The 17,226-nt window shown below is 38.0% G+C and carries 15 protein-coding genes and 2 tRNA genes; 13 read left to right on the forward strand and 4 right to left on the reverse strand.

Annotated elements, in window-relative coordinates; translation table 11 throughout:
* Positions 1–264: 264 nt before the first annotated feature.
* Positions 265–1,407, reverse strand: coding sequence for an acyl-CoA dehydrogenase (locus Q4597_RS11765; protein WP_289041505.1), 1,143 nt, complete (start codon positions 1,405–1,407; stop codon positions 265–267).
* A gap of 275 nt (positions 1,408–1,682) precedes the next feature.
* Between Q4597_RS11765 and Q4597_RS11770 the strand changes: the two genes are divergently transcribed.
* The 7 genes from Q4597_RS11770 to Q4597_RS11800 all read left to right on the forward strand — a co-directional run bounded on the left by Q4597_RS11770 (position 1,683) and on the right by Q4597_RS11800 (position 7,691).
* Positions 1,683–2,915, forward strand: a complete 1,233-nt coding sequence (locus Q4597_RS11770) for a Glu/Leu/Phe/Val dehydrogenase dimerization domain-containing protein (protein ID WP_215911877.1) — start codon at positions 1,683–1,685, stop codon at positions 2,913–2,915.
* Positions 2,916–2,926: 11 nt separating this feature from the next.
* Positions 2,927–4,264, forward strand: coding sequence for a sodium:proton antiporter NhaD (nhaD, locus tag Q4597_RS11775; protein WP_215441094.1), 1,338 nt, complete (start codon positions 2,927–2,929; stop codon positions 4,262–4,264).
* Between the two features lie 51 nt (positions 4,265–4,315).
* Positions 4,316–5,008, forward strand: coding sequence for a MotA/TolQ/ExbB proton channel family protein (locus tag Q4597_RS11780; protein ID WP_194526076.1), 693 nt, complete (start codon positions 4,316–4,318; stop codon positions 5,006–5,008).
* Positions 5,009–5,018: 10 nt separating this feature from the next.
* Positions 5,019–5,405, forward strand: a complete 387-nt coding sequence (locus Q4597_RS11785; RefSeq protein WP_215441096.1) for a biopolymer transporter ExbD — start codon at positions 5,019–5,021, stop codon at positions 5,403–5,405.
* Positions 5,405–6,346, forward strand: a complete 942-nt coding sequence (locus Q4597_RS11790; RefSeq protein ID WP_303406374.1) for an energy transducer TonB — start codon at positions 5,405–5,407, stop codon at positions 6,344–6,346. Before Q4597_RS11785 ends, Q4597_RS11790 begins: the two co-directional genes overlap by 1 nt.
* The gene (locus Q4597_RS11795; protein WP_303406375.1) at positions 6,343–7,554 is read left to right on the forward strand and encodes a folylpolyglutamate synthase/dihydrofolate synthase family protein; all 1,212 of its coding nucleotides are present in this window, start codon (positions 6,343–6,345) and stop codon (positions 7,552–7,554) included. Before Q4597_RS11790 ends, Q4597_RS11795 begins: the two co-directional genes overlap by 4 nt.
* Positions 7,555–7,613: 59 nt before the next feature.
* Positions 7,614–7,691: transfer RNA gene (locus Q4597_RS11800), tRNA-Val, on the forward strand.
* Between the two features lie 377 nt (positions 7,692–8,068).
* Here Q4597_RS11800 and Q4597_RS11805 read toward each other — a convergent pair.
* Positions 8,069–9,439 carry a c-type cytochrome domain-containing protein gene (locus tag Q4597_RS11805; RefSeq protein WP_303406376.1) on the reverse strand — a complete coding sequence of 457 codons (1,371 nt, stop codon included), beginning with the start codon at positions 9,437–9,439 and terminating at the stop codon, positions 8,069–8,071.
* Positions 9,440–9,852: 413 nt separating this feature from the next.
* Between Q4597_RS11805 and Q4597_RS11810 the strand changes: the two genes are divergently transcribed.
* The 5 genes from Q4597_RS11810 to Q4597_RS11830 all read left to right on the forward strand — a co-directional run bounded on the left by Q4597_RS11810 (position 9,853) and on the right by Q4597_RS11830 (position 12,483).
* Positions 9,853–9,927: transfer RNA gene (locus Q4597_RS11810), tRNA-Val, on the forward strand.
* 524 nt (positions 9,928–10,451) lie between these two features.
* A complete protein-coding gene (locus Q4597_RS11815; RefSeq protein ID WP_303406377.1) occupies positions 10,452–10,607 on the forward strand; it encodes a hypothetical protein in 156 nt (51 codons plus the stop codon).
* A gap of 233 nt (positions 10,608–10,840) precedes the next feature.
* Positions 10,841–11,449: an RNA polymerase sigma factor gene (locus Q4597_RS11820; RefSeq protein ID WP_303406378.1), complete on the forward strand. Its 609-nt coding sequence runs from the start codon at positions 10,841–10,843 to the stop codon at positions 11,447–11,449.
* On the forward strand, positions 11,449–11,640 hold the full coding sequence (locus Q4597_RS11825; protein ID WP_215441105.1) for a hypothetical protein: 192 nt from the start codon (positions 11,449–11,451) through the stop codon (positions 11,638–11,640). The genes Q4597_RS11820 and Q4597_RS11825 overlap by 1 nt, the downstream gene beginning before the upstream one ends.
* 18 nt (positions 11,641–11,658) lie before the next feature.
* Complete coding sequence (locus Q4597_RS11830) at positions 11,659–12,483, forward strand: mechanosensitive ion channel family protein (protein ID WP_303406379.1); 825 nt, start codon at positions 11,659–11,661, stop codon at positions 12,481–12,483.
* A gap of 60 nt (positions 12,484–12,543) precedes the next feature.
* Here the strand turns inward: Q4597_RS11830 and murF are convergent, their stop codons facing one another.
* Positions 12,544–13,824, reverse strand: coding sequence for a UDP-N-acetylmuramoyl-tripeptide--D-alanyl-D-alanine ligase (gene murF / locus Q4597_RS11835; protein WP_303406380.1), 1,281 nt, complete (start codon positions 13,822–13,824; stop codon positions 12,544–12,546).
* Between the two features lie 68 nt (positions 13,825–13,892).
* Positions 13,893–15,560 (reverse strand): gliding motility lipoprotein GldJ, encoded by a 1,668-nt coding sequence (gene gldJ / locus Q4597_RS11840; RefSeq protein ID WP_215441108.1) that lies wholly within the window; start codon positions 15,558–15,560, stop codon positions 13,893–13,895.
* A gap of 466 nt (positions 15,561–16,026) precedes the next feature.
* Between gldJ and porV the strand changes: the two genes are divergently transcribed.
* The gene (gene porV, locus Q4597_RS11845) at positions 16,027–17,178 is read left to right on the forward strand and encodes a type IX secretion system outer membrane channel protein PorV (protein WP_215441109.1); all 1,152 of its coding nucleotides are present in this window, start codon (positions 16,027–16,029) and stop codon (positions 17,176–17,178) included.
* Positions 17,179–17,226 lie beyond the last annotated feature (48 nt).

Here is a 17,226-nt window from a genome sequence, read left to right on the forward strand (position 1 = left end):
TATTTTTGTCTAATCAAATAAAAATTCAACGTTTCAAATAAAACGTTGAAAAATATTCATATATGGTTTTTATGTGAGCTAAATTTATCAGAATGGTAAAATTAGCACATTCAATAGACCTGTGAAAGGTTTTTAGAGGGGGTATTTGTTATATTTCTTAATTTTTGAAGTTAACCCCCTCTGTTTTGTGTGGTGTTGTGGTATTTAAGTCTATTTTTTATTGTAAATGTGATAGAATTAACGGGGTAGGCAGTGCCTTGGATATTAATTTTTTAAAATACTCCTAGAGATTACTATTTTTTGAATCTCGCTAGTTCCCTCGTAAATCTGGGTTATTTTGGCATCCCTCATAAGTCTTTCTACGTGGTAGTCTTTAACAAAACCATTACCACCGTGTATTTGTACTGCTTCAACAGTCGTGTCCATAGCTGCTTGGGATGCATAAAGTTTGGCAATGGCACTAGATAGGTCGTAATTGTTACCTTGGTCTTTGTCCCATGCCGCTTTATATACTAGGTTTCGTGCTGCTTCTATTTGTACGTGCATGTCCGCCAGTTTAAAAGCTATGGCTTGGTGATTGGAAATTTCCGTGCCAAATGCTTTTCGTTCTTTAGAATATTTAAGTGCCAGCTCATATGCCCCAGCTGCAATACCTAGTGCTTGTGCGGCAATACCTATACGGCCTCCGGATAGGGTTTTCATGGCAAATTTAAAACCAAAACCATCTTCACCTATTCTGTTCTCCTTAGGAACCTTTACGTCATTAAAGTTAAGGGAGTGTGTATCGCTACCACGTATCCCTAATTTATTTTCTTTTGGGCCGATTTCAAAACCGGGCATTCCCTTTTCCACAATAAGGGCGTTAATACCTTTATGTCCTTTTTCTCTATCCGTTTGGGCTATGACCAAATAAATGTCCGCAGTACCACCGTTGGTAATCCAGTTTTTGGTTCCGTTCAGAATATAGTGGTCACCTTTATCTATAGCCGTAGTTTTTTGGGAAGTAGCATCACTCCCTGCTTCGGGTTCGGAAAGGCAGAAAGCGCCAATTACTTCTCCAGAAGCCAATCGTGTCAGATATTTTTGTTTTTGTTCTTCATTTCCAAAGGTTTCCAGGCCCCAGCAGACCAATGAATTGTTAACGGAAACCACTACAGATGCAGAAGCATCAACTTTAGATAGTTCTTCCATGGCAATAACATAAGATAGGGTGTCCATGCCGCTGCCACTATATTTAGGGTCGGTCATCATGCCTAAAAACCCAAGTTCGCCAAGCTTCTTGATTTGCTCGGAGGGGAATTTTTGAGCTTCGTCCCTTTCGATTACTCCGGGTAGTAATTCGTTCTGAGCAAAATCGCGCGCAGCCTGTCTAATCATTAAATGTTCTTCTGATAATGAGAAATCCATAATTTATCTGTCTTTTTTTTTGAGCTTCTACAAATATAAGCTTCTGAAATAAATTGTACACCTAGCAAAGTGAGCTAATTTTTTTTAAAAAATTAATGATTCATTAGTGGTCAAAAACTTTGTATCCCAAGCCAAATTTTTATATTTGTTGAATTCGTTTTTCGAATTGATTTAAACTGAAAGTTATGACACAGCAGTAACGCCGTTTTGGCGTAGAGAAAGAGAAATTTTTAAATGGGGAATTAGAGTCATAATAGTATTTAAATCAATTTATAATGAAAGAGTTACTACAAGCATACGAAAATAAATCGCCTGAGATTGTCTTTAACTGGAAAGATAGTGAGACGGAAGCCGAGGGGTGGACGGTCATAAATTCACTTAGAGGTGGAGCTGCAGGAGGAGGAACCAGGATGCGTGAAGGATTGGATATGAACGAGGTGCTTTCTTTGGCAAAAACTATGGAGGTTAAATTTACCGTTTCTGGCCCACCAATTGGCGGGGCTAAGTCCGGAATTAACTTTAACCCCAATGATCCAAGAAAAAAAGGAGTGTTGGAACGTTGGTACCATGCGGTATCACCGTTATTAAAAAGCTACTACGGTACCGGAGGGGACCTTAACGTAGATGAGATTCATGAGGTCATTCCAATTACTGAAGATGCAGGAGTCTGGCATCCGCAAGAAGGTGTTTTTAATGGTCATTTTAAGCCTACCGAAGCAGATAAAATCAACCGAATTGGGCAATTGCGCCTTGGGGTGATCAAAGCTTTGGAAAACAAAAAGTATTCCCCTGAAGTTTCCAGGAAGTATACCGTTGCCGATATGATTACCGGATATGGTGTTGCCGAAGCAGTGAAACATTATTACGATATATACGGCGGGAACGTTGTTGGGAAAAAAGCTATAGTTCAAGGTTTTGGAAATGTAGGGAGCGCCGCGGCCTATTACTTGGCCCAAATGGGAGCTAAAATCGTTGGGATAATTGATCGCGCCGGAGGTGTAATTAATGAAGATGGGTTTTCTTTTGAAGAAATCAAGACTTTTTTCCTTAATAAAAATGGGAACAATCTAATAGCTGGGGCTGATGAGATGATTCCTTTTGATGAAATAAATAAGCGTATCTGGTCTTTGCAGGCAGAGATATTTGCGCCATGTGCCGCATCTCGTCTTGTAACAAGAGATCAGATAAATAGTTTGATCAACACAGGTTTAGAAGTAATTTCCTGCGGGGCTAACGTACCTTTTGCGGATAAGGAGATATTTTTTGGGCCGATTATGGAGTATACGGACGGAAAGGTGAGTGTAATTCCAGATTTTATATCAAACTGTGGTATGGCACGAGTTTTTGCTTACTTCATGGAAAAAAGAGTAGGCATTGATGATGAGCTTATTTTTAAAGATACTTCGGATACCATCCGAAAAGCTATATTGAACACTTATAAACAAAACTCCTCTAAGGAGAATATCAGCCGAACGGCATTTGAAATTGCATTGAAACAACTAATATAAATAGATTGAGTATGGAGACCATTATTATTATTGTATTCCTCGCAGGTTATCTTGCGATTACCCTTGAGCATAACCTTAAAATAGATAAGCTAATTCCGGCTCTTGCCATGATGGCTATTCTCTGGGCTATAATTGCCTTGACCCATATGGATGTTTTTGAGGTCAACACACAACTTAGGGAGCTCGAGCCCACACATATAGATGAAATTCTACTGCATCACTTAGGTAAAACGGCAGAAATACTAGTCTTTCTATTAGGGGCGATGACCATTGTGGAAATCATTGATTATTTTGATGGTTTTGCGACTATTAAAGGGTTCATCCGAACTAAAAGTAAACGAAAGTTGTTATGGTTATTTTCAATATTGGCCTTTGTCCTTTCGGCTATCATAGATAACTTAACTGCTACAATTGTTTTGATTACCATATTGCAAAAAGTGGTTAATGATAGGGAAACACGTCTGTGGTTTGCGGGTATGATTATCATTACGGCAAATGCTGGTGGTGCGTGGTCTCCTATTGGAGATGTAACAACTACCATGCTATGGATCGCAAACAAAGTGTCTGCTTTACAATTAGTGGAACACGTTCTTCTTCCTTCAATAGTTTGTATGGTAGTGCCAGTATTGATAGCTAGTAGATTTAAAGCTTTTAAGGGGAATCTTGATAGTAATATTGATGCTTTAGAAGAGCCAAAGTCTAAATATGGTGCAACAATGTTGTACTTAGGTTTGAGTGCTATCGTATTTGTTCCTTTCTTTAAAACGGTTACTCATTTACCTCCATACGTGGGTATGATGTTGTCATTGGCCGTTGTAGCAACATTTGCTGAAATTTATAGTAATTCAAAATTCAGTATTTCAAATGTAGAAGGAGAAGGAGATGATACTGCAGGTCACCATAGTCCTGTTCATCATTCACTTTCAAAAATTGAACTGCCAAGTATATTATTTTTCTTAGGTATATTATTGGCGGTTGCAGCTTTGGAATCTTTGGGTATGTTATTCCATTATGCCGAAAGTCTAAACGAAGCTATTCCTAATACGGATATTGTGGTAATGCTATTTGGTATTGGTTCCGCTGTAATTGATAATGTGCCTTTAGTGGCTGCTAGTTTGGGAATGTTCTCAGAACCAATGGATAATCCATTATGGCACTTCATTGCATATTCAGCTGGTACAGGAGGTAGTATGTTGATTATCGGTTCTGCTGCCGGTGTTGTTGCCATGGGTATGGAGAAGATAGATTTCTTCTGGTATTTAAAGAAAATAGCATGGTTGGCATTGGTTGGTTTTATATCCGGAGCCGTAACTTTTATTTTATTAAGAGATTTTGTATTAAACGTATAATTTAATCGATAAAATACCGTTATAGAGGCAACTCTAATACCTAAGAATTCTATGATGTTATTTCAAGATATGGCTCAAGATCCTGCAGCTGCGGATGTTATGTCAGAAGAGAAGACACTTTCCGTTATCGATTTGATATTTAATGGCGGTACAGGTAGTGTGCTTATTATAACGGTACTTTTTATCATGTTGTTCGTTGCTCTCTATATTTACTTTGAGCGTATTTTCGCTATCAAGGCGGCCTCAAAAATAGATAGTAATTTTATGAACCAGATTCGCGACCATGTTACCAATGGTAAGTTGGAAGCGGCAAAATTACTTTGTGCCCAGACCGATTCTCCTGTAGCGCGATTAACCGAAAAAGGGGTTTCTAGAATTGGAAAGCCGTTGGATGATATTAATACGGCCATAGAAAATGCAGGTACCTTAGAGGTTTATAAACTGGAGAAGAATGTTAGTATTCTTGCAACGGTTGCGGGTGCCGCACCAATGATCGGATTCTTAGGAACCGTAATTGGTATGATATTGGCGTTCCACGAAATGGCTACAAGTGGTGGTCAAGCAGAGATGGGCTCATTGGCTTCTGGTATATATACCGCAATGACAACTACCGTAGCGGGCTTGATCGTAGGTATTATAGCTTACATTGGGTACAATCATTTGGTGAACAGGACCGATAAAGTGGTTCATAAAATGGAGGCGAACGCCGTAGAGTTTCTAGACTTGTTGAACGAACCTTTATAATTCGCAAGGCATGAAACTAAGAGGAAGAAACAAAGTTAGCCCGGATTTTAGTATGTCTTCAATGACAGATATCGTATTTCTGTTATTGATATTCTTTATGCTTACGGCAAACTCTCCCAATGCTTTAGATTTATTACTTCCAAAGGCAAAAGGAAAGTCTACGAACACACAAAACGTATCCGTCAGTATTGATAAGAACTTGCAGTACTACGTTAACAACGAGAGAATAAACGGAGAATACATAGAAATTGAATTAAAAAAGGCACTAGAAGGACAAGATAAACCCACAATTATTTTAAGGGCGGAAGAAAGCGTTGCCATCAAAGAAGCGGTGAACGTTATGGATATTGCCAATAGAAATAGTTATAAGGTAATCTTGGCCGTGCGACCCAATTAATGTCATTCCTAGACACGAGACACAAAAAGAAATCTTTTACACTTACTACTTTTCTATTAAGTGTATTGTTGCTTGTATTGTTCTATATAGGCCTTACCTATATGGACCCACCTATCGAAAACGGAATTTCCGTTAATTTCGGTACTACCAACTTTGGTAGTGGTAATGTGCAGCCTAAAGAAAAAATCCGATCAGAACCTTTGGATACACCACCTGTTGAGCCTTCTAAACAAGAAGAGGTTGTTGAGGAAGTAGAGGAGGTTGCAGAAGATGTGCCTGAAGAAGTTGTGGCCGAAGAAGCCCCGGCTGAAAAAGTGTTGACTCAAGAGAACGAAGAATCCATCAAAATTAAAAAAGCTCAAGAGGCCAAAAAGAAAGCGGAGGAAGCTGAGAAGGCCGCTAAGAAAAGAGCCGAGGACGCTCGGAAAAAAGCAAAGGCGGAAGCAGCAAAAAAAGCTCAAGAGAAAAAAGCTGCTGAAGAAAAGGCCCGTAAGGAGCAAGAGGCTAAAAAGAAAAAGCTAGATGCGCTTATTGGCGGTATCAGTAAATCCGAAGGCAATGCTTCGGGAAGCGAAGGAGATGATAACAGAGCGGGTGATAAGGGACAGCCAGATGGTGATCCCTATGCCACGAGTTATTATGGAAGTCCCGGTTCTGGTAGCGGAACAGGTGGTTATGGCTTAAATGGTCGCTCCTTGGTGGGTAAAGGACAGGTAAAGCAGCAGTGTAATGAAGAAGGTAGGGTAGTAGTGAAGATCATTGTTGATCGGAACGGTAATGTAGTGAGTGCTACGCCTGGGGTTAAGGGAACTACCAATAATAGTCCTTGCTTATTGGAGCCTGCAAAGAAAACCGCATTTAAGCATAAATGGAATTTAGATTCCAATGCGCCCAGTCAGCAAGTTGGTTTTGTGGTCGTCAACTTTAAATTGGGAGAGTGACCTATCAGGAAACTTTGGATTGGATGTTTGCGCAACTTCCAATGTATCAACAAAAAGGAAAACAAGCCTATAATGCCAAACTAGATGGTATTCGCAACTTTGCAAATCATTTAAATCATCCGGAGAACAAGTTTAAGAGTATTCACGTGGCCGGGACCAATGGTAAGGGTTCCAGTAGTCATATGTTAGCATCAATACTTCAGGAGGCCGGGTACAAAGTAGGTTTGTACACGTCGCCACATCTTAAGGACTTTCGTGAACGTATTCGTATAAATGGCGAATGTGTGGATGAAAACTTCGTGGTTGAATTTGTAGCGAATAATCAATCTTTTTTTGAAAATTATCATTTGTCTTTTTTTGAAATGACCGTAGGCATGGCCTTTGATTATTTTGCAAAGGAGAAGGTTGATATTGCCGTGGTTGAGGTAGGGCTGGGAGGTAGGTTGGATTCAACCAATATTATGCATCCTGAAGTAAGTCTGATTACGAACATAGGTTTTGACCACGTAGATATGTTGGGTGATACCTTACCTAAGATCGCTTTTGAGAAAGCGGGTATCATTAAAGAGGGTGTTCCTGTGGTGGTAAGTGAATTTCAGCCAGAAACGGACGAAACGTTTCGGAAGGTGGCCAAATCTAAGAAGGCAAAACTTATTTATGCGGAGCGTGAAATTGAAGAGGTGTATCCTACTTCGCTCTTAGGTGCATATCAAAAAAAGAATGTTAAAGGCGTATTGGCCGTTATAAGACAACTAAATGGTTTTAGTCTGGCAGATGAACAAATACGTAAAGGGCTTTTGAATGTGGTCGAGAATACGGGTTTAATGGGGAGGTGGCAGCAAATAAAAGTTGCTCCAACCGTTATTTGCGATACGGCACATAATAAGGAAGGTCTATCTATTGTGATAAATCAGGTATCTCAGCAAAAATTTAGAAAATTATTTTTCGTACTTGGTTTCGTGAAGGGTAAGGACCTTGATGGTATACTTCCGTTGTTCCCAAAAGATGCGAATTACTACTTGTCATCACCAAGTATTTCAAGAGGATTAGAGGTTAATGAGTTGATGGACAGGGTGAAAGATTTTGGTTTGAACGGGAGAAAATATACATCTATTGAAGCTGCGTATCATGCTGCTTTGACAGAGGCCGGACCGGAAGATTTTATCTTTGTTGGAGGTAGTACGTTCACGGTTTCAGAAGTAATTTAATTTTTTTTCTTTTTTTGTTTTGAGAAGTAAAAAAGAGTCTTATATTTGCACACCTTTTAGGGCAATTAGCTCAGTTGGTTCAGAGCACCTCGTTTACACCGAGGGGGTCGGGGGTTCGAATCCCTCATTGCCCACCAGAATCCTCAAGCATTAAAATGTTTGAGGATTTTTTCTTTTTAGGACTTTTTACTTTCTTCATTTTACTTCTTGTTTTGGTTAGAACAGCGTTAAATCATCCCTTCACAAAACATGTCCGCTCGTTATTAAGAACGTTAGAAAAGCTATTGGATTTTACTCAAAGATTAAAGCTTGGTCTTTATAGTGTACGACGATTTTTTCCACAAGTGTAGAAGCATGGTATTGCTTGTATCTAAATCTGAAATGAAACAGTTTTGCAAAGGTCACGAGTTGTTAGGCATTTATAGTTTGTCAACTACCAAATGTGCTCAGTCTTCATAAAAAAAAAGCCACCTAAATAGTTTAGATGGCTTTTAAAATTTTAAATGTAGATCGGTTATCCTTTTCCTATTACAATCTTTAGTTTTTCGTTGTTCTCTTGAATGTTTTTTGCTGTTTGGGCACTTACTCCTGTTTGCCATAAATAAACGCGCTTAAGGCTGCTTATTTTTTCTATACTTGGTAAACATGCGTCAGTTACTTTAGTACCGTATAGATTTAAGGCTTCTAAATGCTCTAGTCCTGCTAAGTGAGAAACACCTTTATCCGAAATTTCTGTTTTTTCTAATTGTAAACGAGTAAGGTTCACAAACTCTGAGATATTTGAAAGTTGTTCGTCACTAACATTTGTATTGGCCAGGTTTAACCAAGTCACATAGTCTTTTACCTTATGGAGTTCTGCAAGTTTTTCTTGAGTAAGGTCCGAACCTGAATATTTAACGTCTAATAAGGAATTATCAGGACCTAAGATTTTAACTTCAAAACCTTGTTGTACCAGATTTGATAATTGAATGCTGTCCAATTTTTGAAGCTGTACGGTCTCATACCATGGTTTTGGGTTGGTGTCAATGCCATAGCGTCTTAGTAGAACTGGTTTTATGTTTTCGGTTACGTTCATGCTAGTTAACGCGCCTTCAAAAGGAGCTCCTTGTTCAATCCACCATTCTACAGTTTTGATTTCGTCATAGGTGAGGGCATTATTTGTAGGTGGCATGAACTTTACATTTTTTGGTGGAAGCGTAATTCTTCTAAAAAGTTCGCTGTCTTGGGTATTTCCGGCGGCAATAACATTTTCGCTATCTCCGCCCATACGTAATGAATCTGGGTGGCTCATGTTCAGTCCGCCTCGCTTTATTTCGTCATTATGGCACCCTACGCATTTTGCTTCAAAAATTGGAGCAACCAAATCGGCATAAACTTGAACAGAATCTGTAGTCATAAATGAAGTACCGGAGTCATTTGTATCTTTTGCGCCCAATAGTTTTTGGATAGGGGCAGGAGCGTACTCGGTCAAGTAAGTTTCGCCATGGGTTAAATTTCCCCCTTTATGACCTTCTATAAAAAGCATGGCCAAAAGTAGGATGTTAAAACCGTGTTGTAATTTAATGGGGAAAGCTTTTGGTTTGCTTTTTAGGTACCATCCAATAAAGGCCACTATTACCAAGGCAATGCCCAGCCACCTATGGGCAAATAGGTGTTCTTCTTCATATAGGCCGGTTTCTCCTAGGAACCATCCGGAAATTGCGGCACCTGCGGCACTAAGTGCACCTAATAACCATGCAAATGGAATTAGTTTGCTTTTGACTTCTGTTTTTTTGAAGCTTTCGTACCATTCTAAAACAATGGCTAAAAAAAGAAACCCAATAGGAAGATGTACAAATAGTGGGTGAAAGCGACCTAAAAAAGTTGAGAATTCTAATGCTATCATGAATCTTGGTTCTAAAGTGTTGGTTTGAGTTGAACAATAAATTTATAATTAAAATAAAATACTCATGTTTAATATCAACTCAGTGTATGTGTTGCGCATACTGTAAAATAATGAGTCAATCTTTGAGCTATTGTAAATTTATTGTGATTGACGCAAAATACATATTTTAAATGATAGGATTAGTGCAATAAATGGTCAATCTATGCAATGTTGAGTATTTGTAGACTTTGTAAAGTGCGTAAACTTGCGTTAGGTTGGTTAATGGATAATAATTTAGCGTAAACTTTAGTGTTGTTAGGTGTAAGTTGTTGACTCTTTGTATTGAACGTGCAATGCGGGTTTTCTCTTACTAAAGACAATTAATTTATGTTTTCTTAATCCGAAATTAATTTTACCTTTGGCTCACTATTTATGGGTCATTAGCTCAGTTGGTTTAGAGCGCTGCCTTGACAGGGCAGAGGTCACTGGTTCGAATCCAGTATGACCCACATATTTCTCTCTTCTTCCCTGCTTGCAATTTTCACATTTTAACAATGTAGATCAGGTGTTTTTTTAAAATTCAATAATTACATCAGGGACAATTCTTTCTTTTTTGAGGAATAGGTAAATATTTATACTTTTTTATGTGACTTTTTTCGTTAAGTGGTTTCCTACTAAGTGTATAACCTGTTAATTACTAAGTGTGTTTAATCCGTTTGTTCTTCTTTTGGCAGTTAGTTTAATCATTTTTTTGGTGATTGTGGTATTTGTGATACCATCGGCCTTATCTTCTAAGGAGCATACTAGAAAAGGTAGGGGCTATTTAGATTTAAGAGGTAAAACAAAATGGAAAAAAAAGATGAAAGAAAAACCTGAGTAGAATCAAAGTAAAAACGAGAATTATATGTTCTAAGATATTTGTGTTTAGGGGTAGATAAAGCTGTAATGTTGGTTTCAAAATAGATTTTTTTGGTATAATGTGACTTTTTGCTAATTGCCGTGTCCAAAAGAATACACTAACTAACATTACTATATGATGAATGATCTTGTATTTGTATTCTTCAGTATAAGCATTGCCATATTCTTATTGGGTATGGTAGTTATGCTTCCCAACATTTTGTTTTCTACAAATTCCAGTGCCAAAGAACAGAAACCTGCGGCGCTCAAGGATAAAGAGAAAAAAGAATAATTGACACCTTTTCGGTCAACTATTAAAACCAAGACATAGGTTTTAGGGTTGGAAAATGTTCTTTATTATTAAGATGGAAAAGCTCAGTCTTGCTTTGTTTAAAAAGCAGATGTTGAGCTTTTTTTATTGATTACTTTTCTGTTTTGAAGGTGATTACTGGCGCTATATTTATACCTTTGCGTGTCGTTAATGAGTCTGTTAAAATATATTACGGTGACTTTTAGACATTTTTTGTGTCGCAATTAGTAACTAGCAACCAGAACCAAATATTGGAAACAGAAGTAGTACCGGAATTGATGTCGGATGAAGAGCTCGTGCGTAAGATAGCGAGGCATAATGATGCTTTGCTTTTTGCTGTACTCTACGATAGGTATGCACAAAGAGTGTATAATAAATGTTATAGTTTTTCTAATTCGCAAGCAGAGGCCCAAGACCTTACGCAGGATGTTTTCCTGATGCTTTTTGTGAAGCTTTCCAGTTTTAAGGGAAAGTCAAAATTCTCTACTTGGGTATATGCGTTCACCTATAATTTTTGTGTGAACTATGTAAAAAGGAACAAGCAGAGGTTAATGAGTGATAAATCTGATTCTATTTCGCAAACAACTAAACCCATAACAGTGGTAGATGATGATGCGGAAATAGCCAATATGCGGTCGGAAAAACTTAAAAAGGCCTTAAATTTAGTAGACCCAGAGGATAAAAAAATATTGCTTTTAAAGTACCAAGACGATATATCGATAAAAGAACTGACCTCAATATTAGATATAGGGGAAAGTGCCGTGAAAATGCGACTCAAACGAGCAAAGTCTCGTATTGTGGAAGCTTATAACAAAATACCATAATGTCTATGGAAAAGAAAAATCCATTTAAGGAAATGGAAGACTCGTTGCACGAGGTTCCTCCTCATTTGAAAAAGAAGGTTATGGATGATATAGCTTCTGCCAAACTTGTTATGGACATGGCAAACTTGTTTACATGTAATTATAAGTCTGCAATTGAAGATATATTTAAAACCAAGCCCGATATTATTTAACGCATAACATTTAAGAAAATGGATAAAGTTTCAGAGTGGAAAGATTTAACTTTCAATACCTTAAGTACTATCGTAAGTGATATAGCATCTGCGTTACCCAATATTTTGGGAGCTATCGTTATTCTGTTGTTGGGATGGGGCATTAGTAAAGTAGTGCGTTTTGTTCTTAAAAAGGTGTTCAAGATAGCGCAGTTGAGTAAAGTCTCGGTTAAAATTAATGAAGCAAGGTTATTTGGAGACAGTAACGTTAAAATAGATATAGAGAAAGTATTGCTTCAGTTTGTGAAGTATATACTATTGTTGGTATTTATTATAGTTGCGGCAGATATAGTAGAGCTTACCATCATCTCGCATGAGATAGCCAACCTGCTCCGTTATCTTCCAATATTACTTAGTGCAATGGTCATTTTTATGATCGGACTATATGCGGCCAAGTTGATAAAATCCGCACTGAAAAGCGTTTTTGATTCCATGGGCTTTGGAGGCGGAAAGCTTGTTAGTAGTATAGTTTTCTATATCATGGTGATTTTTGTTACGATAACGGCTTTAAATCAAGCGGGGATTGATACTTCCATGTTTACAAGTAATTTCACGCTTATATTGGGTGCGTTTCTTTTAGCTTTTGCGTTGGGACTAGGTCTTGGGTCTAGAAATGTGGTTGAAAGCCTATTGAAGACTTTTTATGCACGAAAAAATTATGCCGCAGGAGATAAGGTGAAGTTTGCGGATATAGAGGGCACAATTGAAGCGATAGATAATATTAGTGTAACCTTAAATACAAAAGAAGGAAAGCTAATTGTACCTATAAAAGAGATTGTAGAAAATAGGGTTAAGTTGGAATAGAAGCCAACAAGTAGTAATAGATGGTAAAGGCAGTACTTTAGGGGTGCTGCCTTTTTTGGTTTAAATGGAATCTAGAATGCGTTCCAAGGCCATTCCGCGTGACCCTTTTATAAGGATAAGGCTTTTGGGATTAGGTTGCTGGTCTTTTAAATAGTCCTTAAGTTCAGCAAAAGTGCTATATTTCTTAAAAGATGTGTTGGTCTTGTAAAAGTTTTCGCCAACGAGTATAACCTCGCCAAAATTTAATTCTTTTGCTAAATCTGCTATATTTTGGTGTTCAATAGATGCAATTTCCCCAAGCTCGAACATATCGCCTAAAAAAGCAATTTTGCTGTCTCCTTTCATTTGGGAGAAATTTTCCAGGGCGGCTTTCATGCTTGTAGGGTTAGCATTGTAGGCATCAAGGATAATTTGATGTCCGTTATGGTTAATGATTTGAGAGCGATTGTTGTTAGGGGAGTAGCTTTTTATGGCTTCTGCAATTTCACTAAGGGGAACGTTAAAGTATTTTCCTATAAGAATGGCCACTGCACAATTGGTAAAGTTGTAACTGCCTATTAACTGTGATTCCACTTTTAGGTCTTCAAATGATGCTGTCACAAATGGATTTGCTCCTAAGAATTCTATTTTGTAAAATTCTTTTAGACTAGTGCTAAAGCCGTACTTCTTTATGTAGCTCCCTAGTTTTTGAAACTGAACCGGGTCATCACCGTTCATGAATATATGCTTATCGTTTTGGGTGAGATAATCATATAATTCGCTTTTACCTTTTATAACACCTTCTTCGCTTCCAAAACCTTCAATATGGGCTTTTCCAAAATTGGTGATATATCCAAAATCCGGCAGTGCCAAACTGCACAGGAACTCAATTTCTTTTTGGTGGTTTGCTCCCATTTCTATAATGGCAATTTCAGTCTCTGGTTTTATTGAGAGTAGGGTAAGGGGTACTCCAATATGGTTGTTGAGGTTGCCCTTGGTTGCAATAGTGCGGTACTTTTTTGATAGCACGGCATTAATCAACTCTTTGGTGGTGGTTTTGCCGTTACTTCCCGTTAACGCAATAACCTTAGCGTTGGAGTGATTTCTGTGGAAAGAAGCTAATTTTTGAAGGGCTTCCAAAACATTATCAACTAGGATAAACCTTTGGTCTGATTGTGTATGGGCCTCCTCATCAACCACGGCATAGGCAGCTCCGTTCTCCAATGCCTTGGCGGCGTATTCATTTCCATTAAAGTTGTCTCCTTTTAAGGCGAAGAAAATACAGTTTTCCTTTATTTTTCTGGTATCCGTACAGATTTCGGGAAACTCCAAAAAGATGTCGTGCAATTGAGCTGTTTTCATAAAGTAAAAGTATAAAAAAAGTCTCGGCATATTATACCGAGACTTTTTAGAAAAATATTTTAAGGAGCTTATCTTACTTTTTTACCTCTTGGTGTTTTGTTCTTAGTTTTGGATTTAGATCCAACCCTAGACATAGCACATCTGAAACCTACGTAATCCGTAGCCATATATTGAGGCATGTATCTTCTTTGTGCAGGATCTAACCAGTAGGCACGATCTCTCCAAGAACCACCTTTGTAAACTCTAACTTCGTCATTGATCAATGTTGATCTGTTGTTAGACTTATCATACTGACGAACCAATTTCCCGGTAGAGTCACGCTCAACACTATGCTTAGGAGAGTTGTACATTTTCTTTCTGTCATTCTCATCTTCCTCATCACTAAATTGATCAAAGAATCTAGAAGAACCTGGGTCACCATCACGGTATCCTCTGTTGTCACTTGAAGAGAAGTTAGTTCTTAAATAAGTTTCTTCTTCATCAACAGGTACCATTTTAATTTCACCAGGAAGGTTAACGGCAACTATTTTTCCGTTTGGCATGGTATCGTACATTACAGAGTCTCTAAGGATGTTGACTTTACCATCTTCTCCTATTGCGGTTTTCATGTAAATGTTACCACGGTAGTAGTTAAAGTCACTTACTTCATCATCTACAATAGGTCTGTATACATCAGCAACCCATTCGGCAACGTTACCCGCCATGTCATAAAGACCAAGATCGTTAGGCTTGTAAGACATTACTTGAGCAGTAATATCGGCACCATCATCGGACCATCCGGCAATTCCGCCGTAATCACCTTTACCTTGCTTAAAGTTGGCTAACTGGTCACCTCTACCTACACGTTGTCCGTTTCTGGTATAATCCCCTTCCCAAGGATATTTTTTTCTACCTCTATAGTTATTGTACTCACGGTTACCTTGGTTGGCTTGTGCGGCGTATTCCCATTCGGTTTCCGTTGGTAGTCTATATTCTGGCATAATTACACCGCTACTTCTTTTGGCAAATGTATTTACACTGTCCTTTTTAGCTTTTCCTTGTAAAGAGTCTATTTGCCCGTTGTAAACAGATTCTGGTCTGTTCAAATAAGCTTCCGTACTAAAAGTACCTGCAACTTCACCTTGGGCCGCTTGGTATTTGGCATCTTTTGCCAAGTAACCTTCTCTTTCCAACATTACTTCGTTAACACGATCTGTACGCCATTCGGCAAACTGTGTTGCTTGAACCCAGTTTACACCAACTACAGGATATTCAGCGTAAGCCGGATGTCTTAAATAGTTGTTGGTCATAGTTTCGTTAAAGCCTAATCTATTTCTCCAAACCAAAGTATCAGGCAAAGCACCTTTATAGATGTTTGCGTATTGTGGATTTTCTGGAGGATAAACACTTTTAAGATAATCAAGATACTCCAAGTACATGACATTGGTTACCTCTGTCTCGTCCATATAAAAAGACTGTACGTGTTGCGATGTAGGCGTGTTGTTCCAATCGTGCATAACGTCATCCTGTACTTTACCCTTGGTGAAAGTACCACCTTCAACAAACACAAGGCCTGGTGCCGTTTCTTGTTCTTTAAAATCCGTATTGTATTGAAAACCACCTTCTTTGGCGTTTATTTTCCAGCCTGTGGCTCTTGACACGTCTTTGGAAGAACCGGAATTTTTACAGCTGGTAACCGTAAAACCTCCCGCTAGTACTGCACAAGAAAGTACAACTTTGATAAACTGTTTTTTCATAATTAGGACTTGAGTTCAAATAGTACCACTGCTTAAAATGGTAGCGCAGTTGGTTATTTTATTTTGATTAATTTTTAGTGTCACTTTCGGCATATAAAACGATGATTTGCACAGAATATTTTATTTGTGAAAAATTATTTTGTCTGCCAAGGAGACATCGCGTTTGCAATTAACCGATGCCGCCTCAAAAATCATAACGGTGCAAATAACTTTATAGTATGGCTAGATGCATTTCTTTTGCCCAAAAAACAGTATGAAGGTCATAATATTTCTAAGCGAATGCGAAATTACAAAAGATGTGCGTACTTTATGCCCTGTTTTTGATTTGAAACGGAAATTTGAAAATTTTGTGTTTTCTATGCAAGATATTCCTTAAAAGGCCGTTTACATGTAATACAACTAATATATTTTTGGTTTGTAGCACTATATTGTAATATTTGACCGACTAAATTTAGCTATATTAAAAATGAAAAAAATTTCAATACTTATTTTGCTTGTGTTTGCATGCAAAGTATCGGCCCAAGAAGCAGGTGATCGTGTAATTACCACTGCAGTTCCCTTTTTGAACATAACAGCAGATGCCAGAGCGGCAGGTATGGGTGATTTGGGTGTGGCCACTTCAACCGACGCATATTCTCAGCAATGGAACCCTGCAAAGTTTGCATTTGCGGAGCGTAAAATGGGTATTGGTATGGGGTATACGCCTTATCTTAGCAATGCCATCTCCGGTATTGGTCTTTTGAACGCAAGTTATTTCAATAAAATTAATGATCAGAGCGCTTTTGCCGTTAGTCTTCGCTATTTTACCTTGGGAGATATTGAGCTTAGGCAAACTTTTGATGATGTAGGAACGGTTGTTAAGCCAAACGAACTGTCTTTTGATGGGTCTTATTCTTTAAAATTGAGCCCAACTTTTTCAATGGCTGTAGGGGGTAGATATATTAGGTCTAACCTCAAATTCCAAAATGATAATAATGTAGATTCTAAGCCGGGAAGTACTTTTGCGGTTGATGTAGCAGGTTTTTACCGTTCTAGGGAAATTGCCTATAACAGGTTTGACGGCCGCTGGAGAGGTGGCTTTAATATTTCAAACTTAGGAGGTAAAATTGCTTATGATGAAAATGGGCAAGATAACTTCATCCCAACAAATTTAAAGTTTGGTTTTGGTTTTGATTTTATTCTTGATCAAGACAATGTAATTGGCCTTACTACCGAATTCAATAAGTTGTTAGTGCCAACACCTCAGGATTTTGATAATGATGGAGATATGGATGCCGCGGATAACGACGAGTACCAAAATATTGGATTTTTAAGTGGTGTGTTTAAATCTTTTGGAGATGCCCCTGATGGTTTTAGTGAGGAGCTAAAAGAAATGACATGGGCTTTAGGTGCAGAATATACATACCAAGATGCTTTTATGTTCCGTACAGGTTATTTCAATGAGAGTGATGTAAAAGGTTTTAGAAAATACTTTACGTTAGGTGCAGGTTTTAAATTTAATTCCGCTCAAATAGATTTATCCTATCTATTTTCTACATCTAAAATCACTAACCCTGTAGAGAATTCTCTTCGTTTCTCTTTAACCTTTAATTTAGGGGATGAGTTCTACAACGATTAAGATTCGTATAAATATATAATAAGAAAACCTGCCATACGGTAGGTTTTC

This window comes from Zobellia sp. 1_MG-2023 (assembly GCF_030549125.1).
Taxonomy (GTDB): Bacteria; Bacteroidota; Bacteroidia; order Flavobacteriales; family Flavobacteriaceae; genus Zobellia; species Zobellia russellii.

Coding starts and splice junctions, on each gene's coding strand:
- Q4597_RS11765 (WP_289041505.1), bottom strand. CDS start 1,407: ATGGATTTCTCATTATCAGAAGAACATTTAATGATTAGACAGGCTGCG.
- Q4597_RS11770 (WP_215911877.1), top strand. CDS start 1,683: ATGAAAGAGTTACTACAAGCATACGAAAATAAATCGCCTGAGATTGTC.
- nhaD (WP_215441094.1), top strand. CDS start 2,927: ATGGAGACCATTATTATTATTGTATTCCTCGCAGGTTATCTTGCGATT.
- Q4597_RS11780 (WP_194526076.1), top strand. CDS start 4,316: ATGATGTTATTTCAAGATATGGCTCAAGATCCTGCAGCTGCGGATGTT.
- Q4597_RS11785 (WP_215441096.1), top strand. CDS start 5,019: ATGAAACTAAGAGGAAGAAACAAAGTTAGCCCGGATTTTAGTATGTCT.
- Q4597_RS11790 (WP_303406374.1), top strand. CDS start 5,405: ATGTCATTCCTAGACACGAGACACAAAAAGAAATCTTTTACACTTACT.
- Q4597_RS11805 (WP_303406376.1), bottom strand. CDS start 9,439: ATGATAGCATTAGAATTCTCAACTTTTTTAGGTCGCTTTCACCCACTA.
- Q4597_RS11815 (WP_303406377.1), top strand. CDS start 10,452: ATGATGAATGATCTTGTATTTGTATTCTTCAGTATAAGCATTGCCATA.
- Q4597_RS11825 (WP_215441105.1), top strand. CDS start 11,449: ATGTCTATGGAAAAGAAAAATCCATTTAAGGAAATGGAAGACTCGTTG.
- Q4597_RS11830 (WP_303406379.1), top strand. CDS start 11,659: ATGGATAAAGTTTCAGAGTGGAAAGATTTAACTTTCAATACCTTAAGT.
- murF (WP_303406380.1), bottom strand. CDS start 13,824: ATGAAAACAGCTCAATTGCACGACATCTTTTTGGAGTTTCCCGAAATC.
- gldJ (WP_215441108.1), bottom strand. CDS start 15,560: ATGAAAAAACAGTTTATCAAAGTTGTACTTTCTTGTGCAGTACTAGCG.
- porV (WP_215441109.1), top strand. CDS start 16,027: ATGAAAAAAATTTCAATACTTATTTTGCTTGTGTTTGCATGCAAAGTA.